Origin of the sequence: Photobacterium ganghwense, assembly GCF_003025595.1 — a bacterium.
In the GTDB taxonomy this organism is placed as follows: Bacteria; Pseudomonadota; Gammaproteobacteria; order Enterobacterales; family Vibrionaceae; genus Photobacterium; species Photobacterium ganghwense.
In genome coordinates this window covers 574,913-600,008 of the sequence record NZ_PYMI01000003.1, presented here as the reverse complement: position 1 = coordinate 600,008, position 25,096 = coordinate 574,913, and the positions used below count along the sequence as shown (strand labels likewise).

At 47.8% G+C, this 25,096-nt stretch carries 19 protein-coding genes and 1 pseudogene; 8 read left to right on the top strand and 12 right to left on the bottom strand.

Features of this window, described 5'->3' with window-relative positions; all coding sequences use genetic code 11:
- Positions 1-134: 134 nt before the first annotated feature.
- From C9I92_RS13150 to C9I92_RS13140, 3 genes are all read right to left on the bottom strand, one after another.
- Positions 135-524 carry an HIT family protein gene (locus C9I92_RS13150; protein ID WP_047883540.1) on the bottom strand — a complete coding sequence of 130 codons (390 nt, stop codon included), beginning with the start codon at positions 522-524 and terminating at the stop codon, positions 135-137.
- 284 nt (positions 525-808) lie between these two features.
- Complete coding sequence (locus C9I92_RS13145; protein ID WP_428838590.1) at positions 809-1,696, bottom strand: PhzF family phenazine biosynthesis protein; 888 nt, start codon at positions 1,694-1,696, stop codon at positions 809-811.
- 46 nt (positions 1,697-1,742) lie between these two features.
- Entirely contained in the window at positions 1,743-2,735 is a 993-nt protein-coding gene (locus C9I92_RS13140) for an alpha/beta hydrolase family protein (protein ID WP_053061707.1), read from the bottom strand.
- A 112-nt stretch (positions 2,736-2,847) separates the two neighbouring features.
- Here C9I92_RS13140 and C9I92_RS13135 point away from each other — a divergent pair, with 112 nt between their 5' ends.
- The gene (locus C9I92_RS13135; protein ID WP_047883538.1) at positions 2,848-3,027 is read left to right on the top strand and encodes a hypothetical protein; all 180 of its coding nucleotides are present in this window, start codon (positions 2,848-2,850) and stop codon (positions 3,025-3,027) included.
- Between the two features lie 424 nt (positions 3,028-3,451).
- Here C9I92_RS13135 and C9I92_RS13120 read toward each other — a convergent pair whose 3' ends face one another.
- Both C9I92_RS13120 and C9I92_RS13115 read right to left on the bottom strand, forming a co-directional pair.
- Positions 3,452-4,264, bottom strand: a complete 813-nt coding sequence (locus tag C9I92_RS13120) for a DUF2971 domain-containing protein (RefSeq protein ID WP_047883537.1) — start codon at positions 4,262-4,264, stop codon at positions 3,452-3,454.
- Between the two features lie 192 nt (positions 4,265-4,456).
- Positions 4,457-4,690 carry a hypothetical protein gene (locus C9I92_RS13115; RefSeq protein ID WP_047883536.1) on the bottom strand — a complete coding sequence of 78 codons (234 nt, stop codon included), beginning with the start codon at positions 4,688-4,690 and terminating at the stop codon, positions 4,457-4,459.
- Positions 4,691-4,784: 94 nt separating this feature from the next.
- Here C9I92_RS13115 and C9I92_RS13110 point away from each other — a divergent pair.
- Positions 4,785-5,798, top strand: a pseudogene (locus tag C9I92_RS13110) (IS110 family RNA-guided transposase).
- Positions 5,799-6,161: 363 nt separating this feature from the next.
- Here C9I92_RS13110 and C9I92_RS13105 read toward each other — a convergent pair.
- The 6 genes from C9I92_RS13105 to C9I92_RS13070 all read right to left on the bottom strand — a co-directional run bounded on the left by C9I92_RS13105 (position 6,162) and on the right by C9I92_RS13070 (position 15,468).
- Complete coding sequence (locus C9I92_RS13105) at positions 6,162-6,593, bottom strand: hypothetical protein (protein WP_047883535.1); 432 nt, start codon at positions 6,591-6,593, stop codon at positions 6,162-6,164.
- 392 nt (positions 6,594-6,985) lie between these two features.
- On the bottom strand, positions 6,986-8,533 hold the full coding sequence (locus tag C9I92_RS13095) for a long-chain-fatty-acid--CoA ligase (RefSeq protein ID WP_047883534.1): 1,548 nt from the start codon (positions 8,531-8,533) through the stop codon (positions 6,986-6,988).
- A 693-nt stretch (positions 8,534-9,226) separates the two neighbouring features.
- The gene (locus C9I92_RS13085) at positions 9,227-10,414 is read right to left on the bottom strand and encodes a nucleotidyltransferase family protein (protein WP_047883532.1); all 1,188 of its coding nucleotides are present in this window, start codon (positions 10,412-10,414) and stop codon (positions 9,227-9,229) included.
- Between the two features lie 679 nt (positions 10,415-11,093).
- Positions 11,094-12,311 (bottom strand): NupC/NupG family nucleoside CNT transporter, encoded by a 1,218-nt coding sequence (locus tag C9I92_RS13080; protein ID WP_047883531.1) that lies wholly within the window; start codon positions 12,309-12,311, stop codon positions 11,094-11,096.
- Between the two features lie 288 nt (positions 12,312-12,599).
- The gene (locus C9I92_RS13075; protein ID WP_047883530.1) at positions 12,600-13,523 is read right to left on the bottom strand and encodes a LysR family transcriptional regulator; all 924 of its coding nucleotides are present in this window, start codon (positions 13,521-13,523) and stop codon (positions 12,600-12,602) included.
- A gap of 316 nt (positions 13,524-13,839) precedes the next feature.
- Entirely contained in the window at positions 13,840-15,468 is a 1,629-nt protein-coding gene (locus C9I92_RS13070; protein WP_047883529.1) for a methyl-accepting chemotaxis protein, read from the bottom strand.
- A 379-nt stretch (positions 15,469-15,847) separates the two neighbouring features.
- Between C9I92_RS13070 and C9I92_RS13065 the strand changes: the two genes are divergently transcribed.
- The 4 genes from C9I92_RS13065 to pstB all read left to right on the top strand — a co-directional run bounded on the left by C9I92_RS13065 (position 15,848) and on the right by pstB (position 19,318).
- Positions 15,848-16,666 (top strand): phosphate ABC transporter substrate-binding protein, encoded by an 819-nt coding sequence (locus tag C9I92_RS13065; protein ID WP_047883528.1) that lies wholly within the window; start codon positions 15,848-15,850, stop codon positions 16,664-16,666.
- A gap of 100 nt (positions 16,667-16,766) precedes the next feature.
- Complete coding sequence (pstC, locus tag C9I92_RS13060) at positions 16,767-17,678, top strand: phosphate ABC transporter permease subunit PstC (protein WP_047883527.1); 912 nt, start codon at positions 16,767-16,769, stop codon at positions 17,676-17,678.
- Positions 17,679-17,683: 5 nt separating this feature from the next.
- A complete protein-coding gene (pstA, locus tag C9I92_RS13055) occupies positions 17,684-18,550 on the top strand; it encodes a phosphate ABC transporter permease PstA (RefSeq protein ID WP_047883526.1) in 867 nt (288 codons plus the stop codon).
- Positions 18,551-18,568: 18 nt separating this feature from the next.
- The gene (gene pstB / locus C9I92_RS13050) at positions 18,569-19,318 is read left to right on the top strand and encodes a phosphate ABC transporter ATP-binding protein PstB (RefSeq protein WP_047883525.1); all 750 of its coding nucleotides are present in this window, start codon (positions 18,569-18,571) and stop codon (positions 19,316-19,318) included.
- 256 nt (positions 19,319-19,574) lie between these two features.
- On the opposite strand, the gene C9I92_RS13045 is transcribed toward pstB, so the two are convergent.
- The gene (locus tag C9I92_RS13045; RefSeq protein ID WP_047883524.1) at positions 19,575-20,504 is read right to left on the bottom strand and encodes a LysR family transcriptional regulator; all 930 of its coding nucleotides are present in this window, start codon (positions 20,502-20,504) and stop codon (positions 19,575-19,577) included.
- A 157-nt stretch (positions 20,505-20,661) separates the two neighbouring features.
- Here C9I92_RS13045 and C9I92_RS13040 point away from each other — a divergent pair, with 157 nt between their 5' ends.
- Together C9I92_RS13040 and C9I92_RS13035 are read left to right on the top strand one after the other, a co-directional pair.
- Complete coding sequence (locus C9I92_RS13040) at positions 20,662-21,801, top strand: efflux RND transporter periplasmic adaptor subunit (RefSeq protein WP_047883523.1); 1,140 nt, start codon at positions 20,662-20,664, stop codon at positions 21,799-21,801.
- A 3-nt stretch (positions 21,802-21,804) separates the two neighbouring features.
- Positions 21,805-24,987, top strand: a complete 3,183-nt coding sequence (locus C9I92_RS13035) for an efflux RND transporter permease subunit (RefSeq protein WP_084712440.1) — start codon at positions 21,805-21,807, stop codon at positions 24,985-24,987.
- The last annotated feature ends 109 nt before the right edge of the window (positions 24,988-25,096 follow it).

Genomic DNA, 25,096 nt, shown 5'->3' with positions numbered 1-25,096 from the left:
GGCAAAGAACCTGGACAGGTGACTATGCTCGTCTCTGACTTATCGCGCAAAGCAAACCAAAACCCACTAACTACACCATGCCAGTACCGCTTCTAAACCGCCTTTGTAACAAATAAGTCACCTAGACGTTTTTGTTATAAGTTCACCAACGTTTGGCGTAATTTATCAACTGACTGCACGCCAAGTTCACTGCATACCCATCCAAACTGATCATCTTTGAATCTAGGAAATATATGCAAATGGTAGTGAGATAAGTCATTGAAGAATCCATTATTCTGGATAAATGAGATTCCATCAGGCTGGAAAGCAATTTCAATTCGTCGATAAAGATCTTTAGCCACTCGATTTATTTCTAAGGCAATGTCTTCTGGTAAATCAATAAATGTTTCATACGCAACAACCGGACAAATGAGGATATGCCCAAAGTTTATAGGATCATGATCAGCAAATGCGATGACATGTTCAGATTCATACACTATGGCTGCATCAATTTCGCGAGATACAATTTGTTCAACAATAGTCATGACTTTCCTTGTTCGACTTTATATAGATAACACCAGCAGACAGGTGTTCTTTGCTAAATCAGACAAAATTTACTAGAGAATTTGAAGTCACTATCGCCTTCCCATGCCTCATCAATAAAATGTGACTAACGCTTCTTTGTTCGTAATAAAACATAGCGCACGGCTTAGATAGAGTATCGCCAAACCGCCTAACACATCTCATGATGTCATCATGCAATCCAACCAGATGGCTCATCTGTGCCTGCTAAAACAAAGAGACATCCATTATCTGATTGGATAGCTGGTTATACGGTAATTTTCTGCAGCCCAAACTCACGAGCAAAACCACCAACCATCACCTTGATAATATCCTGCTCGTTCGACTCGACGGACGCTGTAATTCTTGAAACACAACCCATTGCCCGACCTTGCTCAAAAGTAAAACTATTCGAACGCTCGCCATCATAAAGGTGCTTGGTTAGATAGCATGCCAATGCTCCACTCGCACTCCCCGTTGCTGACTCTTCCGGGATACCAAACAAAGGAGCAAAATTCCGGCAACTTGCCGTCAGCCCGCTGTCTTTTTCGCACAATTCAAAAGCATGAACACTAACAAAACCATGTTGTTTACAAAATTCACTGAGTAAATGTTCATTCACTTGGATGTTATCTAGATACCCATGTGGCACAGGAACAACAATATCAGGTAAACCGGTTGAAATAACCTCAATAGGTAACTGAGTAGACTCTAAAACTGTCGAGTCAATTCCAATTAACTTTGATATCACCTGGTAACCAAACACCGCAAGGTATTCAGGTAACTTCTGCTCCATCACTATATGTCCAGTAGACTCTATGGTTACCGCAAGTAAACCGGCCTTAGTCCTTTGAACATATCGCCCTTCAGTCACCATTCCTTTCTGATACATTGTTGAAAATGCGGCTAACGTCGCGTGACCACAGAAATCAACTTCACCTGTAACAGTAAAAAAAGACAACTCAAAGTCGACTTCGTCATCTTGAGACACAAATGCCGTTTCAGAATAGCCAACTACTTGCGCGATCTTTAATTTTTCTTCATCAGACAGATTCTCTGCGTGCAACACAACACCTGCCGGGTTTCCTCCGGTTCCATTGGCAGTAAAGGAATTAACCAAAAAAGCTTCAACTTTCATTAAACGTAAATTCTCCATAAAACGGGTAAAGTCCACAGTACCTCTTGAGGCGCTTGCTATGTTTTTATTTCAGCACTCCCTTGAGGTAATCCACAATAATTGTACCTAGCTTTTCTTGGAACTCTTCGCGATTGAAACCGTTAGGATCCTCTGCAATCAGGCCAAGTTCTGATTTGAGAAAATCAGGGAATGATGTCAAAAATGAGTAGTGACCAGCATTAGATATCATTATGCTAATAAGTTTCTGTTTATTGGGAAGACCTTTTTCAATCACATCAGCATTATACGGCTCTGTCACCTCTTTATCATTCTCTGCCTTCAGCAATAAAACTGGAATGTCGACATCATTTAGAGAACCTTCCGTAGAAAACAATATCCCCACTGGAGCCATTATGATTATGGCCTTAATTCTTGGATCTTTTGTACTTTTTATAACCGTTTTCATCATAGAGCCATCACGCACAGGCGTACAGTATGGATCAGTGAGCAAAGGGTTATTCTTGCATATTTCAATCAGGCTACTAGTGTCTCCAACACCTCCTGCTGCTGCGATAGTGGCATACCCTCCGACAGAGTGCCCCAATACCGCTATTTTATCCGAATCAATGTAAGTATTTAGCCCTGATGTATTAAGAAGCTTATCAATTGCTAAAGTTATATGCTTAGGACGGTTAGTATAATTAGTGACAGAACCTTCTAATGTATTATCCATATAATTGTTCTGAGGATGCAGCGGCATACCAACAATGAAGCCACTCTTTGCCAATGAGATAGCAATATCCTTGTAGGATAAATTGCTCCCACCGGAACCATGGGACACTATGACTAACGGATATTTGCCCTTTAGAATCTCTCCTTCCACAGCCACATTGAGTTTGAATGGACCTAACTCAACCACTTTTGGCTCAGAACTAGTTGGATAAAATACAACCATCGGAAAACCATTATTTTCAATAGATGAAGGCACATTCGCGTAATCAAAACCGACTTCATACGCATTAGAAAAAGGAGAAATAATTATTAACAGCACAACAAACAAGCGAAAAACAAATCTCATATTTTTTCCTAGACTTCCTTATTAAGATAAAAACATAACGAATGACATGGACTCCCCCTCATCAGGCTCTGCCACATAGGGTAATGTCTGACGACTGTCCTTGGAGGTCACCATGTCACTATCAATTTATGGCATTGATTTAGCCAAACATTCGTTCAGTATCTACGGCGAAGATGAGCAAGGCAAGGCACTGACCCATAAAACAATAACTCGCTCAAAAGTCCTTTCGACCTTTACCAATATCCCGCCAGCCATTGTCGCTCTGGCAGCCAAAAAAGCTCGGATAATATGATCGCTACTCAGTAACGGCACCGAATACCAACCCATATAAAGCCAAACTAATTTCTAAAAGAATAAATAGCTTCACCGGGTCATGGCAATAGCCAATGATGATGTAAGGTTAAGACCTTTTTGCGGGAAAACCTGATAATGCGGCGGGCACTGTAGATGCCTTCTAACGAATGAGGAACTGCAACCGCGTAGTATCATCAGGGTCATGGCATCAAAAGCCAGTAAACAGACCGAATGTTGAGCGGCAGTCCCAAACCTTGCATTACCTGACGCTGTTGTTGACAACCAGGGGAGTCCATGTAGCCGCGTTAAGGGGCGCCGGCACGCACTACAAAAGTGACCGCATCACACCTTACAACTAAAGCCAACGCAAATTGAAAATGCCACGCGTGCCAAGTCCCTCTTTAACGCTTGTTAGTTGCGTTCTAAATTTTGTAGTCAGAAACTTCTAAGTTCCAAGTCCCTTCCTTACGACGTACTAATTGAACATTTACACCACTTGATTGCCAAGCTTTACGGATATTAAGGTAATCATCTTCATTCATACCCAAACGGGTAACATTGCTGTAGCTAGAGCAACCTAAGAATGCTTCAACTATTGATTCTTTGGGAATTGATAAGCAATATAGTGGACGCCCCAGAATTGTTACTTGATTCCATTTTCCTGCTTCATTCTCAAACTCACATGCTGAGTAACGAGATTTCTGAGAGCCATTAATATTTTTTACAACTCTCACCTCCTCTTCGTATCCCCATGTTAAATCTTTCAAGAGAAATGCGTTTTTAAATAGATCGTAATTATGATGTCTGAAACACTTATATTCTGTACCTACAGACATTAGTGACTCAGCGCTTGAAGTCGCGAGCTTATTTTGTGGCATGGTTGATGTGTAAACTATCTCACCATATTGGGCAGGAATTACACATGAGTTTTCATCCAGTAAGTTAGCCTTTTTCATATCAATGCCAATAACTACACCTCTGTGATCATCACCATAATGTGACCACATCAGAGGATTTAGCGGGTTGCGCGTAAGAGACAACACCCCATAATTACGACTTAGGCGATTGCGGTGCGGGTTTTTCTGTAGCTTACTACTCAATGTATCTGATTCTTCAAAACAGATAGCTGTACCTTCAAATGGATCATTAAGGTCTTCTAAACAAGAAAAGCCTATTGAGCTATTCTTCATTACCTTCGAAGCAGACTGAAATGACATATATTTATAAAGAATCATGATTAACCTATTTCATCGAAGCAACTAACGCCCGCTTAAATGGTGAGCAACGCTACCACGACACTCAATTATTGCACCGTAAACACAAAATCCAAATCAAACCAAAACCGCCGAGCGTTGCGAATCCGTCTTAAAGCGTTTATTAGCATTCAGCCCCAAGTCATGCGATAAATCTTCTACGCTATTAAGTAGTTAACTTTCTACTGTCTTTTTACCGCACTTTTCACAAACGAGGTGACGTTCAAACTCATCCATAGAGGCAACAAATGCACCAAGAGCCCAACCTTTAATCGCACCTGCTATAAATTCCTTAAGTTTTTGATTTTTGGTACCTTTGAAAGCACTCTGTTTTCTTACCAAGATAACTACGTGATGAGTATCCATACCACAATCCGAACAGTAACGAACTTCTGTTTTGTGAGACATTTTTTACCCCATGAATGCTAACGAATGACATGGACTCCCCCTCATCAGGCTCTGCCACACTGGGTAAGTCTGACTACCGACCTTGGAGGCCACCATGTCACTATCAATTTATGGCATTGATTTAGCCAAACATTCGTTCAGTATCCACGGCTAAGATGAGCAAAGCAAGGTACTGATCCATAAAACAATAACTCGCTCAAAAGTCCTTTCGACCTTTGCCAATATCCCGCCAGCCATTGTCGGAATGGAAGCCTGTGGAGCCTCTCACTATTGGGCTCGAGAGCTCACTAAACTTGGGCATACCGTTAGGATAATGGCGTCAAAATATGTGGCGCCTTTCAGGACGGGGGCCAAAAGTGACCTCAACGATGCCGTCGCTATCTGCGTAGCTGTCACCCGTTCTTCAACGCGCTTCGTTAAAATCAAATCACCTGACCAGCAAGCTATTTTGCTGCTACATCGAGCCCGTGATAACTGGGTTCATGAGCGAACAGCCTTACTTAACCAACTACGAGCAATGCTGGCCGAGTTTGGTATTATCGCCCCAAAGGGTCGTCATGCTATACAAAAAGCCATTCCCGAAGCACTTGAAAATGCTGAAAACCAACTGCCCGACTTAGCAAGAGCTCTCCTCTCCGATAGTTACGAGCACTTACTCAATATCAATCAGCGAATCGCTGACCAAGAGCGCTGCTTTGATATGCTAGTTTCACGTAGCCATAATGCACAGAAAATCATGAAAGTGGCTGGCATTGGCCCTATTACCGCCACCGCCGTCATAGCAAGCATCGGTAAAGGTGAGCAGTTCGACAAAGGGCGCGACTTTGCTACTTGGCTCGGGTTAGTACCGTCACAATATTCAACTGGAGGGAAGCCCCGGCTTGGCCGAATAACCCAAAAAGGCGATAAGTACCTCAGGACATTATTGGTTCATGGTGCCAGAGCTGTTATCTCCGCCATCGGTAACAAGACTGACCGCTTGAGTTTATGGTGTAAAAACTTGGTCAAACGGCGAGGCTTCAAGCGGGCCATTGTGGCACTGGCCGCCAAAAATGCTCGGATAATATGGTCGCTACTCAGTAACGGCACCGAATACCAACCAATATAAAAGCCAAACTGTTTTCTAAAGGAAGAAATAGCTTCACCGGGTCATGGCAATAGCCAATGATGATGTAAGGTTAAGACCTTTTGCGGGAAGACCTGATAATGCGGCGGGCACTTAGATGCCTTCTAACGAATGAGGAACCGCAACCGCGTAGTGTCATCAGGGTCATGGCGTTGAACACCAGTAAACAGACCGAATGTAGAGCGGCAGTCCCAACTTTATAGTATATAAAGCAGTTGTTAACGACCGGGGGAGTTTATGTACCTGCACAATAAAGTGCACCCCGCTGAACCAACCAACACACGAACTTCATACCCAAATTACCGAGTGTAACGCGTCAACCTTGATTGCTTTTTTCACCAGTTGTCACTTGACATCATCGATAAATACCCACTCATCATTACTTTGCTTAACTAGTATTAAATTGAAACCCTCAAATTTAGTCTCTGCTGTAGGATTTTCAACTGGGTACTTTTTTGCATGAATACCCGCATACCGCAACCCCATTTTCTCAACAGTGGGTTTAAACTTTGGCCAAATTAGTTCTGCTTTCTTTCTTAATTCTGTTGGTTCTAGGCTATCAGAACGATAATTGAGTATGAGAACCCAAGCTTCTGTTTCCGTAGCGTATATCTTAGCTAAGCCCTCAAGTTGTATTACCTCGCCTGTAGATAATGTTAGAGGCTTTGTTTTCTCTCTAAAACCAAGGCTCATTACTTCGCTTTTTGTACCCGCATAACCGTGAAGCGAGCCGCTTATTAATATTAAAAAAACTAACTTCTTTATTAACTTTTTCATTTGTTTCCTTTATCGTTTAGCGAATGACACGCCCCCTCATCAGGCTCTGCCACATAGGGTAATGTCTGACTACCGTCCTTGGAGGTCGCCATGTCACTATCAATTTATGGCATTGATTTAGCCAAACATTCGTTCAGTATCCACGAAGAAGATACACAATACAATGTGTTGACCCACCAGACGATATCACGCTCTTAAGCTCTCTCGAACTTTGCCAATATTCCACTATGCATCGTTATAATGGCAGTGTCGTGATAATAATTTTGATTTAATATTTTTGTTATAAAAAAGCTCTCATGTGAAATGGATATTGGAAACAAAACAGCCAGCCCAGGCTAGCGATGCCCATGCTGGCTGTTTTAATTTAGGCTTTATAGTGTACAGATATAGCCTTAGGCGGTGACTTCTTTGATTTCAGCCTTGAGTTCACGTTTAAGGATTTTACCCGTTGCACTCATTGGTAGTTGTTTCCGAATTTCGACAAAACGCGGATATTTGAACGCGGCAAACTGCGCTTTACCCCAGGCTTGCAACTCGTCGGCTTCAATTTCCTGCCCTTCTTTGAGCACCACATACGCCTTAATTTCTTCGCCGTATTCCTCATTCGGAATCCCGATTACTGCAACCATGGCTACCGATGGATGTGTCATAAAGACTTCTTCAATCTCACGTGGATATACATTAAAGCCGCCACGGATGATCATATCTTTCACCCGATCTACGATGTACATGTTGCCAGACTCATCGAACCGGCCAATATCACCGGTGTAGAACCAACCATTTCGAATTGCCGCTTCCGTCGCGTCCGGGCGATCCAGATAGCCTTTCATGATGTTATGGCCACGGACAATGATTTCTCCTTCCTCACCGATTGGGAGTGTTTTGCCTTCAACATCGACGACTCGCACTTCTACCCCCTGAACTGGCTGGCCGACAGAACCGGGAATACGCTCGCAGTCTAAGTGATTAAAGCATGCAATCGGGCTGGTTTCAGATAAGCCATAACCTTCCAGAATAGGGACGTTAAAGCGTGATTCAAACGTACGAATCACTTCCGTCGGTAATGATGCGCCACCACTTACTGCGATACGCAGGGAAGAAACATCATAGTTAAGCTGAGCATGAATCAGGCCGATATACATCGTCGGCACACCCGCGAAAATGTTCACTTTGTGTTTTTCAATCAATTCCAGCACGTGGTTTGGCTCAAAGCGCGGAACCAGCACTAGTTTCGCCCCACTCAGCACTCCGGCATTTAAGTGGACGGTCTGACCAAAAGTATGGAACAGAGGCAAGGTAATGAGGTGTACTTCACTGCCCTGGGTCGCCATGATATTCTGCGCCACCATCGCGTTCATCACGATGTTATTTTGAGTCAGCTCCGCACCTTTTGGCAGCCCTGTTGTGCCTGAGGTATAGAGGATAACGCAGGTATCATCAGCTTCACGCTGCACATAGTCTTCCAGTGGTTCGACATCATGAATGAAACTGTTAAGTGTCGGTTGCCCTTCAAACTTGTGCTGCGTCTGATCCAGTGTCATGACAATCATGCTCTCACAACTGTCTACCGCACCAAAGGCAGCAATCCCTTCACGAGCCATAGGCAGATCCGGCGTGCCTTCAAAACAGAAGTAAAATTTGGCTTTGGAGTCTTCGAGGTGATATTTAATTTCGCGTGATTTCAGTAACACATTTAGTGGCACGGCCACAGCACCGGCCTTCTGAATACCGTAATACACTAAAGGGAAGAAAGGCAGATTAGGACAACTCAGAGCAACCCGATCTCCTGCCTGAATACCATTTTGAATCAATGCATGGGCAATTTTTCCTGCAATCGCATCAAACTGCGCATATGTAATTTCCGTTTCTCCACACACCAGAGCAACCTGGTTGGGTTTACAAGCAGCATTCCTTTGTAGCGCAGCAGCAAGATTCATCATATGGGTTCACCTTTTGTTTTCTTCACGTGTCGGAGACAGGATTAATACATTTGTTTTAAATTGATGTTTTATCCTAATTACCCATATCAGCCTTACAGATGTCAACTAAAGGAAGCTACGATGTTAAGAAATTGTGATCAGCACAAAAATCATTTGGCAAAATGCCCAATATAAAGCATGTGAAATGCCGCCAGTTTGGCATCAAAGAAACTAATAAAACGCAGATTCACAGAATTATCACACGATCTATTACTCAAGAATGTAAACGTAACGACATTCTCATCGGAATGATTTCGCTATTATTTCTTTGCGAACAGCTCTGTTTATATGCATGGCACCGTTTAAAACACATGCTTTTTGAACCTATCGTCAATGAAATCGATTTACAAAATGGTGGGAGGGTAATCTCAGTCAATGTCGTGGATGTTCAGATTAACAGATGAACAGACAGCACTGCCTGACTAACCAATACGTATGCGCACGAGAACATGCGAAAAGGTGCGAGTGCGCGGACTGACAAGCATGCTTGCAAAGAAGCTATCTGAAAATGAAAGCAGTCTGAAAAAGAAAGCTGTTTGAAAAAGAAAGTTGTCTAATAAAGAACGCTTTCTGCGACGCTTCCGATTACAGACATACTTATCGATCTACATGAATTCCAGTTCAATCCCCGCCACCCGCTTAATTCCGGCATTGCTATTTAGTCAGAATTTCTTCACTGTCTTCAGGCGGCTTGCTGGAGACAAAAACCGGCATGTTGCCAATGGCCCCAATCATAGGTTGCACCTGTCGGCGATCTTTGAGCCGCTGTACGGCATCCAGTTCAGCGAGCGACTGAGTATAACCATCATGACTAATAAAGTAGTCGCCAAAAACTGTTTTGTTTTCGACGTAAGCCGACGGCGTCACATGAATGTATTCGCCAATCAGGCTTTTTTTCACCACCGCGCCTTTTTCAACTTTGCAGTTTGCGCCAATCACAGCAGGACCTTCAATAATTGCGCCCGGCTTAATGTCACAGCCGCTACTGATGATCACCGGGGGCGTGATATTGCAGTCTGCCGGATTGAAAACGGTATTAATGCCCACCCAAATGCCCGGCTTTATCTGAGTGCCGGGAATCGGATAACCCGGAACCTTGCCATTCAGAATATCGCTGGTGACCGTCCAGATATCGCTGATATTACCAACATCCAGCCATTGGAAATTCATGCTGGTCGCAAAGAAATTGATGCCGCTTTCAACCAGTTTCGGGAATAACTGACCGCCAATATCATACACTTCACCAGGCGGGATAAAGTCGAAGATAGCCGGTTCAAAAATGTAAATGCCGGTATTAATCTGATTCGAGAGGGCGTCTTCGACTGCCGGTTTTTCCTGGAAACTGATAACCTTGCCGTATTGGTTCGTCACCACGACCCCGTATTTCGACACCTCTTCCGGCTCGACCTCCCGGGTAATAATCGTGGCGATACCACCGGATTCTTTATGGCGACGCATTGCTTCGGTCAGATCAAGATCGATCCAGGCATCACCACAGACCACCACAAAGGTTTCGTCGAAAAATCCGGAAAAGTCCTGAATTTTGCGCATCCCGCCTGCAGATCCCAATGCTTTACTGACGAATTTGCCGTCTTTAAATTCCCCTTCATAGGAATATGACAGCTGCACTTTGAAATGATGGCCATCACCAAAATAATTTTCGATGACCTCTGCAAGATGGCTGGTATTGATGACGATCTTGTCGATACCATGAGTAGCAAACAGTTGAATCATGGACTCCATGACCGGCTTGCCAAGAATGGGAATCATAGGTTTTGGAATGGTATGTGTAATAGGTCTGACACGGGTTCCCTGTCCTGCCGCAAGAATCATTCCCTTCATGCTTTACTCCTTGTTGACATGAGTCCTTGTTGACATGAGTCCTTGTTTTCCTTGGAGTGCGTAGCTGTTCTTAGCAACATGATTATCATATATATACAACCTAACATCTATTCGATAACGCAACCATGCAACAAGACAGCCATGCAACAAGAAAGCTATGCAACCACACCCCCACACTGAAAAGTGTAGCCATCTCTTTTCGACATTGGCTAATTTCATCCATAACCCATTTTAGTAAAGACCTATTGCCCTTCAGTCAGGCTGCAATTCATCCCTTGCCTTTCAGCTGGGATACGAGCCCTCTAAACGCATGCAAGCGGATAAGCGGATAAGCGGATAAGCGGATAAGCGGATAAGCGGATAAGCGGATAAGCGGATAAAGATAGTGAACTCTGATACCTGCGGATATAGACCAGATTTACACGAAGTGATCATTACGGTGCGGTCAACACCCTAAAAAGGAATTTTATTGGGTGAATGTCACAACATTTCAAGATTGAGACAATTCCTGAGAAAGGCTTGGCTATAGTTTTAATGTGTCCTTAGGTCTTATGATGTAGCAACAAAGCAAAAACAGAGTGCCGGAGCACTCTGTTTTTTTATATTCAATTCAAGGCAATACAGATTTTATCCGGCAGTTCTGCACCCGGTTATTCTGCCCTGACTTTTCTGCGACTCATCAGAATGACAGGAAGATACCGGCCAGCGTTGCGCTCATCAGGTTTGCCAGAGTCGCAGCGAAAATCGCTTTGAATCCCAGCCGAGCAATATCTGGTCGACGACTTGGCACCACGCCACCCAGACCACCCATCAGCATCGCAATCGACGTCAGGTTCGCAAAACCACACAGCGCAAAAGTCACTACGGCTTGAGAGTGTTCACTCAGCTGCTGCTTCACATTCATCAGGTCAGCAAAAGCCACAAATTCGTTCACCGCGATTTTTTTACCGATCAGGCTGGCTGCCACTGTCGCTTCAGACCAAGGCACACCGATCAACCAGGCAACAGGTGCAAACAGATAGCCGAAAATCAGTTCCAGACTCAGGTTGTCCACACCGGTCCAGTCGCCGATATGGCCAAGGCCGCCATTGATCAGGGCGATCAAGCTGATAATCGCCAGCAGGCTGGCACCAACGGCCATGACAATTTGCAGACCGCTCAGCGCGCCCTGAGTCGCTGCATCAATAATGTTGACCGGAGCGTCTTCATCGTCATCAGCTACATCATCCTGATCACGCAGTGATTCTGTTTGTGGAACAAGGATTTTTGCCATCATCAGACCAGCCGGTGCAGACATAAAGCTGGCGGCAATCAGGTAACTGATATCCACACCCAGCCCGGCGTAACCTACCAGGGTACCACCAGCTACCGACGCCAAACCGCCCACCATTACGGCAAACAGCTCTGAACGGCTCATTTTCGCCAAATACGGGCGTACTACCAGCGGCGCTTCAACCGAACCCACAAAAATGTTGGCAGTCGCTGACATAGATTCAGTACGGCTGGTGCCCAGCACACGTTGCAACAGACCGCCAATCGAGCGGATCACAAAGCCCATGACGCCCAGGTAATACAGCACAGAGATCAACGCGGAGAAGAATACGATAGTCGGCAGCACGTTCACCGCAAAGATGAAGCCCAGTTTAAACTGTGCCAGTTCACCAAACAGGAACTCAGTACCAATACGACCGTAGTCAATAATACCGGATACCGCAGTGGATACACTGTTCAGGATTTCACGCCCTACCGGTACATACAGGATAAAACCGGCAAAAATCAGCTGAATGGCAAAAGCGCCACCCACTGTGCGCCAATTAATCTCGCGCCGATTTTCAGAGAAAAGAACTGCAACCGCAAAAAGCGTAATAATGCCCAACAGGCTGACCAGATAATTCACGGCCAAACTCCACCAATTTGTTTGTTAAACGATTGCGGCGGCATTTTATGGAGATATAAAAATGTGACAAGGTTCAAATTGTTAATGCAATTCACAGTTTGCATACATTTCAGCGGGCAATGATGAGGAATACAGCAAAAAAAGCCGGGAAACGCCAGATTGGTGCGCAGAGGGGATACTATTGTTCCCTATGGTGACAATAGCATCCTAGAAAGAGATGAAAAAATCGCCGCACAAAGCGTTGCGCAAACGATAACTCGCCGGAAAAATACCAGGAAACCGATTGGCTCAGTTGTTGAGTACTTTATCCCAGTACACGGGTTCCCCGATGTGTTGTTTGATAAAACGGATGAAAGCATCCACTTTTTTAGGCAGGAACTTATGGCGCGGATAAACCGCGTAAAGTGGCATGTACTGTGACAGCTCCCAATCCGGTATTAGTCTGACCAGTTTTCCTTCCCGGAATTCTTTATCCAGCAGATAAGTCGCCAGATACCCTACGCCGTGACCTGCCAGCGTGGCATCCAGAATGGCATCGGCAGAATCAACCCGGTAATTACCGGAAACTTTTACCTGCAGATTTTGGCCGTCCTGACGGAAATGCCAGAGGTTATCCTTTCGCTCCCGGCTGTAATAGGTGATGCAGTTATGTTCCACCAGCGCTTCTGGGGTATAAGGCACACCATGTTTCGCCAGATAATCCGGGCTGGCTGCCAGCACGAAGTGGCAATCCGCTAAATGGCGGGCAACAAACCCTTCCGGCGGGGAATCTGTCATTCCAATCCAGAGATCCAACTGCTCCGCAATTAAGTCGACCCGGTGATCAAACAGGCTCATTTCCAAATCCAGCTGCGGATACTGTGCATGAAATTCGGCAATATGCGGCGCGATATGGTGCCTGGCAAAAGACTGCGCAATCCCGACCCGCAAAATCCCCTGCATCGAGTCACTGCGCTCAAGCAACTCACTCTCTGCTTCATTCACCTCATTCACGATATTGGCGCAACGCACAGCAAATCGTTCACCGGCTTCTGTCAGTGCGAAAGAGCGGGTTGTCCGCTGAACCAATTGCACGCCCAGACGCTCTTCCAGTTGCTGAATCTGCTTACTGACCTGCGTACGGGAAATATCGAGCAACTGCGCCGCCTTGGTAAAACTACGCTGGTGGGTAAGCGCGTTAAAGACCACCATTTGCTGTACTTTTTTAATCATTCTGGAATGTTTGGTTTTTGGAATAGAACACAGTCTTTGAAACCGCTTATAAGAAATATTGCTTCAGCCAGCCACTTGGTAACAGCCAGCATACCCAGAGCTGTAGCCGGAGCTATACCCATAGCTATACTCAGAGCCATGCCCGGCACTGTATAGCTACAAGTCTAGCCGGATTCGCACCTGAGCGCTGTAACCACAGGAAAAGAAACACATAATGCCCTTTTCGCCAGAAAAAAGAAAAGGCCTGTGTCATACAGGCCTTGGGCTATTCGTTTTTCTGCCGAGCAGGTTGTTCCCTCAGGCAGGAAGGAGATGTTTAGATGCGGAAGAAAGCCAACTGTTGTTTCTGTTGCTCGGCCAGCTGTGACAACTCGTTACTGGCCATCGCGCTCTGGCTGATACCGGCAACGTTCTGACTGACGATTTCCGACATGTTAGTCACGTTACGGTTGATATCCTGAGTCACCATCGACTGCTGCTCTGCCGCTGTCGCCACCTGGGTGTTCATGTCGCTCATCTGCTGTACCGCAGTAGTGATCCCCATCAACGCGTCATTTGCCTGACTGGCCAGCAGCTGATTGCGTTCAAGCATTTCCAGGCTTACCTGCATGCTGTCATTTGCCTGGTTCGACTGCAGTTGCAGCTCTTCAATAATGGACTGGATTTCTTGCGTTGAGTCCTGAGTACGCGCCGCCAGCATACGCACTTCATCAGCCACCACGGCAAAGCCACGGCCTGATTCACCGGCACGGGCCGCTTCAATCGCCGCATTCAGTGCCAGCAGGTTCGTTTGCTCCGAGATACCGCGAATCACTTCGATTACTTTGCTGATTTGCTCAGACTGATCTTTCAGGCGAGTCACTACCCCAGCTGCATCTGACAGTGTGGCAGACATCTGCTGGCTGGCAGCATTGCTCTCTTCGAAGACGTCCAGACCCTGACGCGCCAGTGAATCGGTCTCTTTAGCTGTCGCATCGGCGGCAGTTGCTGTATCGCTAACGTTATCAGCCGTTGATGAAAGCTCGTTCACCGCCGATGCCACCTGATCAATTTCATTCTGCTCAGACTGCGCATTGGCTTCCGACTGCGTCATTACCGCGGCCAATTCTGTGGCGGCTGCAGCAACGTCTTCACTGATGCGGATCATCGAATCAACCGTGCTGTGCAGCTGCTTCACCGTTACATTGACATCACTGCTCAGCATCGCCAGTTCGTTGGTACCGTCCTGCTCGGCACTGACCGTCAGGTTACCCCCGGCCACTTCACGCATCACTGCCTGCAGTTTGATGATCGGATTCACAATCAGCCCTGACAACCACCAAGCCAGCAGGAATACAATGACGAACACCGCAGCAATCCCCATGGTTGCTGCTGACATCAGCGCACGATTGTTCTCAGCACTTTGCTGCATGCTGCGCGCCGCATACTCATTGACATGGGCAGACAGCTGATTGATAGCACTCACCATGTTATCGCCGATAGTGCGGTATTCATTGATGAACTGGTTAAACTCTGCCGTAGACACTTCACCGTGATCGAAACGATCCAATAAAGAAACCGCCTGCTTGGAGAAGTCCATGTAGGCACGAATTGCATTTTCGACCTGCTTGGCTTCATTACGGAACTCGGGTTCTTTTTCCAGAACCTGAATATCGGAGCCCAGCTCTTTCACGGCACCGTTGATATTACGCAGGAATTCTTCACGGCGCTTCGCGTCGTAAATGGCGTAAACGGCATGGATACGCAGTGGGTAAACCTGATCGTCAATGCGCGCCAGGGTATCTTTATACGTCACCAGTTTGGTCGTGTTCGTTGCAATCACGCCCTGTTCGGTTTCCAGTTTAAATTTTGTAGTAAGCAGCGCCGCGAACAGCACGACTACCATCAGCATAACAGGCAGCAGAACCTGGTATCGGATAGATAAATTTTTCAGAGAAAATTGCATGACAGCCTCATAACAGAGAATCACCTGCGTCCATGCAAGCAAGGAAATTTCGTTGGAATTTTTGATGCGGGAAATATAGATCTACGTCACAAAAATGTCCACATAATAAACATCTAAATTTCAAGGCGATAGAAGCAATCTCACCGTCAAAATAACTGTTACTGATGTCATTAATTTGACAGCGTATTTTTTTTGCCTATCAATCATTGAGATATAAAGAAGCGACCATTTTCCAGAAATGCTAATGAAGAATTTATGAATCGCGTCATACAGTGTTCAAAGTTCTGAAACATGATTGTCATATTTCTTTTCTAACCTTTGCCTCGTTCATTCAAAACCGACTGGCATTTAACAGCCAAGCATTTTAAGGATTAGGAAAATGAAAACTAAGGTTATTGGTGCACTCGCTCTGGCAGGTTCAATGGTGTTCAACACTGCAGTTGCAAACGAAACTATCTCTGTTGTTGGTTCGAGCTCCGTATCACCTATCATGGAAGTTCTGGGTGAGACCTACGCAAAATCTCACGATGTCACCATCGAAGTTCAAGGTCCTGGTTCATCAGCAGGCGTACGTGCTGCGCACGACGGTTCTTCTGACCTGGGCATGAGTTCTCGTGACCTGAAATCTTCTGAGAAAGCGGACTTCATCAAAGAAGTGGTTATCGCTCGTGACGGTATCGCAGTGGTTGTACACAACAACAACACCGTTGATAACCTGACTAAAGAAGAAGTCGCTAAAATCTACAAAGGCGAAATCACTAACTGGAAACAAGTTGGCGGTGAAGACAAGCCAATCGTTGTTGCGACTCGTGATACCGCATCAGGTACTCGTGGCGCTTTCGAAGACATCATGTCTCTGAAAAAGAAAGTGAACGGTACAAGTGTTTCAGCTATCTCTCAGCGCGCACAGGTTGCCAGCGGTAACGGCCAGCTGAAAACTATCGTAGCCAACAACCCGTTTGCTATCGGTTACATCTCACTGGGTTCTGTAGACGGTTCAGTTAAACCACTGTCTATCGACAGCCACAAACCATCTGTAGAAGCCATCAAAGCGGGTGAATACGGCGTACAACGCCCATTCCTGGTGGTTTACAAAGAAGGTCGTCCTTCAAAAGCTGCACTAGACTTCCTGAACTGGGTTCAGTCTGAAGAAGCTCAAAAGATTGTTGCTGACAAAGGCTTCATCTCTGTTCACTAAGTTCTGATTACTTTTCCGGTCATCGTCGATGACGATGGCCGGTTTTCTGATTTCTCGATATCTGGTTCGGATTTGTGGATCAGTATCTGGAGTAACACATATGACCATCGCAAATAACATAGAACAATCAGCGAAAGGATCATCGCTGAAAGCCAAAGATAAAATCGACTGGCGTGAACTGTTCTTCAAGTACCTGTTTCTGACCAGTGCCGCTCTAGGTATCTTGTCGCTTATCACTATCGGTTACTTCATCTTCCGTGAAGGCTACGCTGCATTCGCCCACGCTGGCATCGCGGGAATCGTACTGGGGAATGACTGGCTGCCGCCTGCCCTGTTTGGTATTGCACCAATGATTGTTGCCTCGGTTGTCTCGACAGCTGGCGCGGTCATTGTAGGTGTGCCTATCGGTGTACTGACCGCGATTTTCATTGCTGAAGTGGCCCCTAAACGTCTGGCAGATTTGATTCGCCCTATGGTTGAACTGCTGGCAGGTATCCCATCGGTAGTTTACGGCTTCTTCGGTCTGGTTATCATCGTCCCGCTGATTCAGGACGTGTTCGAAGTACCGGCAGGTAACACAGTGCTGGCCGGTATCATTGTTCTGGCGGTGATGATTCTGCCGACGGTCATTACCGTTTCTGAAACCTCTATTCGTGCCGTGCCACGCAGTTACAAAGAAGGCTCTCTGGCCCTTGGCGCGTCGCACATGTTTACCATTTTTAAGTTGCTTGTACCGGCTGCCCGCTCAGGCATCATGACCGGCGTTATTCTGGGTGTTGCCCGTGCGCTGGGTGAAACCATGGCCATCATCATGGTAATGGGTAACTCACCAGCCATGCCACAGGGTCTGTTGGATTCTGCCCGTACCCTGACGGCGAATATCGCGATTGAAATGTCATATGCAACCGGCATTCACGCCAGTGCCCTGTATGCGACCGGTATTGTTCTGCTGGTTTTCATCATGATTCTGAATGGTGCGCTGCTGTACCTAAACCGTGAGCGCGCGAGGTAATTACGATGGCTCTACAAGCAACTAACCCAAGTAAGCAAAAGCTGAAAGACAATATTTCCCTGGCCCTGATTTGGTCAGCAGCCACCATCACTGTTGGTTTTCTGTTGTGGGTCGTGTGGTACATCCTGAGTAACGGCCTGTCGCACGTTGACTGGAACTTCGTCACCAGCAATTACACGACAATCGGACAAGAGTCCGGCATCTGGCCAATGATTGTGTCAACCCTTTACATGGTTGCTGCATCGATTGCTGTCGCTGCTCCTATGGGCATCATGACAGCCATCTACCTGACGGAATACGCCAAAGTCGGCAGCCGTCTGGTTAAAGTGATCCGATTCTGTACAGAATCGCTGGCTGGTATCCCGTCGATTATTTACGGTCTGTTCGGTATGACCTTCTTCGTCGTGGTACTGGGCTTTGGTTACTCAATCCTGTCAGGAGCCCTGACCCTGAGTATCCTGATTCTGCCCGTTATTATCCGTACAACGGAAGAAGCGCTGATGGCAGTGCCACAAACGTACCGCGAAGGCTCTTACGGCCTGGGTGCTTCAAAAATTTACACAATCTGGAGACTGATTCTGCCAAGCGCAATGCCTGGTATTGTCACCTCTATCATCCTCAGTGTAGGTCGTGTCATCGGTGAATCTGCGCCGGTATTCATGACAGCAGGTATGGTTGCCCGTATCCCAGAGAGCATGTTTGACTCCGGGCGTACGCTGACTGTTCACCTGTATAAGCTCACGCAGGAACTTTACACGGTTCACGAATGGAACCAGGCCTATGCCACGGCCACCATTCTGATTGTGGTTGTTCTTGTAATTAACCTGATTACCAAACTGATTGCGCAACGCTTTAACACTGCGACTTACTAATTCTGAGGAAGTAACACCATGAACAAATTCAACATTGAAAACCTGGACCTGTACTACGGCGAAAACCAAGCACTCAAGAAAATCTGCCTGCCTATTCCAAACCGTCAGGTTACGGCACTGATTGGCCCGTCAGGTTGTGGTAAATCGACCCTGCTGCGCTGCCTGAACCGCATGAACGACCTGATTGAAGGCGTGAAAATTGACGGCAAACTGACGATGGACGGCGAAAATGTGTACGGCAACATTGATGTGTCTCAGCTGCGCATCAAAGTCGGCATGGTTTTCCAAAAGCCAAACCCGTTCCCGATGAGCATCTACGAAAACGTGGCTTACGGCCTGCGTGCACAAGGTGTGACCGACAAGAAACGTCTGGACGAAGTGGTAGAAAAATCTCTGCGCGGCGCGGCACTATGGGATGAAGTGAAAGATCGCCTGAAGTCACACGCGTTCGGCCTGTCGGGCGGTCAGCAGCAGCGTCTGTGTATCGCTCGTACAATTGCGATGCAACCTGAAGTGATCCTGATGGATGAACCAACATCAGCACTGGACCCAATTGCAACCAAGAAAATTGAAGACCTGATGGAGTCACTGAAGAAAGACTTCACCATTGTTATCGTTACCCACTCCATGCAGCAGGCGCGCCGTATTTCAGACCGCACCGCCTTCTTCCTGATGGGTGAACTGGTTGAGCACGACAGCACACACGCACTGTTCAACAATCCACGTGACGATCGTACCCGTGGCTACGTAAACGGTGATTTCGGTTAATGTCGATTTACTTCCTTCGCAAGTAAGTCATGCAGTTTTGTACAGATAATAAAAAGCGATGGTAACTATATTGCCCCCATGGAATGGGGGCCTTTTTTTATCTGCGAAACCTTATACCTACCAAAGCCACATCAATTCTTTCCCATATAAATTCTTTAGCCATGCCTGAGCAATACCCACAACCAGGCAATACCATACCAAGGCAATGGCACGCAGGCTGTACCGTTCACTTTTCTTTGCCGCCGAGTTTGCACGCTTAGATAGGCATTCCCCGAATATCCGCTTCAACCGCCGGGCAGGTCGGCGAAAATTCAGCTTCCGACAGTAGAAAATCAATAAAGGTTCTGACCGCCAGCGACTGGTGCTTGCGTGACGGATACACCAGCCAGCCGTAGCTCATCCAGGGCTCAACATCTTCCAGCAACCGCACCAACATACCCCGCTCCACGTAGTAATCCGCCAGCTGCTCCGGGATCAGAATGATCCCCCTACCCTGCAGACAGGCCTCGACGATCAGGGGAATGCTGTTCATGATCAAATCGCCGCCGACTTCAATCTCTTTGCCGTTGCCAATCGGCATCCGGTTGACCAAATTCCCGTTCGGATAACGGAACAGAATGAAGTTATGACTTGGCAGTTCTTGCGGCGACGTTGGGTGGCCATGACGGGCAATGTATTCCGGCGTGGCGTAATACCCAAACGAGGCAGACTTGAAAGGACGGGCAATCAGGCTGGAGTCTTCCAGCTTTTGGCCAATCCTGAGCGCTACATCGATATGGTTTTCAATCAGGTTCGATTCTTCCGAACTGCTGATCACCTCCACACTGACTTTGGGATACATGTCCATAAAACGGAAAATGGTACGGCCGACTTCCATCAAGCCCGGCAGTGGCAGCAACTGAACCCGTAAGTGGCCGGACACTTCGTACACCGGCGCGGTAATTTCCTGAATGCTCTGCTCCAGCTCAATCAGAATCGATTTGGTTCGGTCATAAAATTTCTTGCCGGCTTCCGTCAGTTGCATCGAACGGTTATGACGGTGAAACAGCTGCACCGAGAGCTCTTCTTCCAGCGATTTTACACGCCGGCTCAGGTTGGACTTGGGTAAGTCAAAAATTTCCGCCGCCCGGATCAGGCTGCCGGCATCCACAATCTGATGAAATAACTTAATGTCTTCGGTTTTCATAACGTTGTCTCTGTTCACAGTCCCTGACTATTGTAAAGCAGTTTACCGCTTTTTAGTGTTCCGCAAAATGGAACTTGTCTTTCCAAATTGTCCGGTTAATCGAAACCCAGACTAAATGTATAGTTTGCGAAAATTGATAACAACAGGAATCACTTACATGAAACCGGCCTCTTTCAGCCTTTTGGCGATTCTGCTGTCTTCGGCTCTGACCGGATGTGACAGTGCAGAAAGCGCTATTCAGCCCTCACCGGTTGTTCGCCCGGTGAAACTCATGACCATTGAAGACATGGCGCAGGCGCAGGTACGGGTGTTCCCGGCCAAGATTGCAGCCAGTCAGCAAGCGGATCTCGCTTTTCGTATTCATGGCGAGCTGGTGAAGCTTGATCTCAGTGAAGGCCAGTACGTGAAAAAGGGCCAGCTGTTGGCCAAGCTGGATGATCGTGATGCCAAAAACGCACTGCTGAATGCCGAAGCCAGCCATGAGCTAGCCGCCGTGGATTACGACCGCAAGAAAGAGCTGTTTGCCCGTAAGCTGATTTCCAAAGCCGAATACGATACCGCCCGTGCCACCCTGAAATCGGCACGCGCGGCCCTCAATACCGCACGCGATCAGCTGGCCTACACCCGTCTCGAAGCCCCTTTTTCAGGCACTGTCGCGCGGGTCAATCTGGACAACCATCAGATGATTCAGGCCACCCAGAAGGTACTGACCCTGCAAGGTAACAGTCAACTGGATGTCAGTATTCAGGTGCCGGAATCACTGCTCCTCTCGCTGAAAAACAACAGTTTTGACGACACATTTAATCCCAAAGTCCGTTTCCAGGCTCCAAAAACGCTGGCCATTGAGAGCGGTTTTACGCCGACGGTTTTAACCAGCGGAACAGTGATGACCTACCCGGTTCAGTACAAAGAGCACGCCAGTACCGTCAGTCAGGGCAGCCAAACTTATGAAGTGGTATTTAGCCTGATTCCGCCAAAGGATCTCAATATCCTGCCGGGAATGAGCGCAGAGCTGATGCTCGACATGACAGCCCATCAGGGTGAACGTCAGGCCATCACAGTATTGCCGCTGAGTGCGATTGTACGCAGTGATAACGAACAGATTACCTCTGTGTGGCGCTATAACGCAGAAAGCGGCAAGCTGGAATCCGTCCCGGTGACTGTCGGTCAGCTTCGAGCCAACGGAATTGAAGTGCTGTCCGGGCTGACCCCGGGAGATGAAATTGTCGAAGTCGGCGCCAACGCCCTGAAAGACAATATGACCGTGAAGCCGCTTCGCTGGGAACGAGGCGTGTAACCGATGAATATTGCGCATTACAGCATTAAAAACAAAGTCATCAGCTGGATGTTTATCCTGCTGATGCTGATTGGTGGCGGCATCTCGTTTACCGGTCTGGGGCAACTGGAATTTCCGGAATTTACCATCAAACAGGCCTTGGTGATCACCCCGTATCCGGGTGCTTCTCCGGAGCAGGTGGAAGAAGAAGTGACACTGCCGCTGGAAGACGCCATACAGCAGATGCCGCAGATCAAGCATATCACGTCAATTAACAGTGCCGGTCTGTCACAGATTGAAGTGGAAATGCAGGACAGGTATGACGCCCGTGATTTGCCACAGATTTGGGACGAACTGCGCCGTAAGGTGAATGATACCGTCGCGTCACTGCCACCGGGCACGGTACAGCCGCAAATCATTGACGACTTTTCCGACGTGTTCGGCATTCTGCTGAACCTGCGAGGTGACGGCTACAGCTATCGCGAACTGGAGAACTTTGCCAACTATCTGCGCCGGGAACTGGTACTGATTGACGGGGTAAAAAAAGTCTCCGTGGTGGGTGCGCCTGAAGAGCAGGTCGTGGTTGAAATCAGCCAGGAAAAACTGGCAGCGCTTGGCCTGGATCAGAATTACATCTACAGCCAGATTCAGACCCAGAACGTGGTCTCCAATGCCGGACGAATCCGGGTCGGTGAAGGACGCATCCGTATTCACCCAACCGGTGAATTTACCGATGTCGCGGAAATGAAGCGCCTGCTGGTCAGCCCGCCGGGCAGTGACCATCTGGTCTATCTGGGTGATATCGCCTCGGTGTACAAAACGGAAACGGAAACACCGTCGCTGCTTTACCACAGCAACGGCGAGCAGGCGCTGTCGGTGGGGATCTCCTTTGTCAGCGGCGTCAACGTGGTTAACGTCTCCCAGGCTATTGGCGACAAAATTCAGCAACTGGAATCGCAAATGCCGGTCGGCATGGTGCTGGATACCGTCTATGACCAGGGTGCTGTGGTCGATGCGTCGGTCAGCGGCTTTCTGATTAACCTCGCCGAGTCCATCTTGATCGTTATTGTGGTCTTGCTGGTTTTCATGGGTCTGCGTTCAGGCATCCTGATGGGCGTGGTACTGCTGCTGACCATCTTTGGTACATTCATTGCGATGAATGTGCTGGGCATCGAACTACAGCTGATTTCGCTAGGAGCATTGATCATTGCGCTCGGGATGCTGGTCGACAATGCCATCGTGGTCACCGAAGGGATCCTGATAGGCATCCAGAGAGGCCAAACGCGTCTGGAAGCTGCCGAACAAGTGGTCAAGCAGACCCAATGGCCGCTGCTGGGTGCCACCGTCATCGGTATTATCGCGTTTGCCCCGATTGGCTTATCGCAGGATGCGACCGGTGAATTCTGTAAATCGCTGTTTCAGGTACTGCTGATTTCCCTGTTTATCAGCTGGATCACCGCCATCACCATCACGCCGTTCTTCTGTCACTTGTTGTTCAAAGACGGTGAAAGCAATGGCGAGCCGCAGGAGCTGTATCAGGGCTGGTTCTTCAATCTATACCGCTCGCTGCTGACGCTGGCCCTGCGCTTTAAGATCCTAACGCTGGGTCTAGTCGTCGCTATGCTGGTCACGGCTGTCATCGGTATGGGTCACGTGAAAAATGTGTTCTTCCCGCCATCGAATACGCCGATTTTCTTCGTCGATATCTGGATGCCGGAAGGCACCGATATTCTGGGTACGGAGAATTTCGTCAGCCGCATTGAGCAGGATCTGCTGCAGTTTGAAGCGGAAAACCAGGTCGGCATGAAGCAGCTGACATCCGTGATCGGTCAGGGTGCCCAGCGTTTCGTGCTGCCTTACGCGCCGGAAAAAGGCTATGACGCATTTGCCCAGCTGATGATTGAAATGGACAGCCTGGAGCAACAGTATGAAGGCATGCCTAAGCTGACGGCTTATCTGCGGGAAAATTACTCGGATGCCGAGTTCCGGGTGAAGTTTCTGGAAAACGGGCCGTCTCCGGCCGCAAAAATTGAAGCCCGCTTCTACGGTGAAGACCCAACGGTATTGCGCCAGCTAGCCTATCAGGCAGAGCAAATTCTGCAGGCCGAGCCAAGCGCCGAAAACATTCGCCACAGTTGGCGTAATCAGGTCGCAGTTGTGCGTCCGCAACTCAATATGGCGCAGTCACGGGAAGTCGGTATCAGCAAGCAGGATCTCGACAATGCAATGCTGATTAACTTCAGCGGTAAAGCCATCGGAGTATATCGCGAACAAACGCATCTGATGCCGATTCTGGCCCGCGCACCGGAGCAGGAACGGTTAGATGCCAACAGCCTGTCCAAACTGCAAGTCTGGAGCTCGGAAAACAGCACATTTGTGCCGGTCACACAGCTGGTATCATCCTTTGATACTGAGTGGGAAAACCCTATTGTGATGCGCCGTGACCGCAAACGAGTACTGACGGTGTTTGCCGATCCGGTGCTCGACAGCGGTGAAACTGCAGACTCGGTATTCCGCAAGGTTCGCGCTGACATCGAAGCGATTCCCCTGCCGGATGGTTACTCGCTGGAATGGGGCGGCGAATACGAAACCTCGCGAGATGCGCAGGCCAGTATTTTCAGTTCGCTGCCGCTGGGGTACCTGTTTATGTTCCTGATCACCGTACTGCTGTTTAACTCGGTACGTCAGCCGCTGGTGATTTGGTTTAACGTTCCGCTGGCGATCATTGGTATTGCCTCAGGTTTGTTGTTATTTGATGCGCCATTCAGCTTTATGGCCATGCTTGGCATGCTCAGCCTGAGCGGCATGGTGATCAAAAACGGAATTGTGCTGGTTGATCAAATCAACGCCGAAGTGCGCGAAGGCAAAGCCGCGTATCAGGCTGTGTTTGATTCTTCTGTCAGCCGGGTAAGACCGGTGGGGATGGCTGCCATTACCACCATGCTGGGGATGATACCGCTGATTTTTGACCCGTTTTTTAAAGCCATGGCGGTCACCATTATCTTCGGTCTGGGGTTTGCAACCTTGCTGACGCTGGTTGTCCTGCCGGTCAGCTACGCACTGCTGTTCCGTATTAAACATCAGCCTGCGGGACAGGTGACAACACCATGTTCAAAACAAGGTGTTCATGCCGCCAACACCGCTGGCTCAAGCAGTCCAGCTTCAATGTCAACGTCAACCGAGGCAAACGTGCTGGACACACAATAAACACTGTTTTTTCTCGCTCGTGTCACGACGACACATCATGTGTATTTTTGCCCGCTAAGGATAGCGGGCTTTTTTTGTCGCAGTTTGCGGCCTTCTGCGATCATTTCCG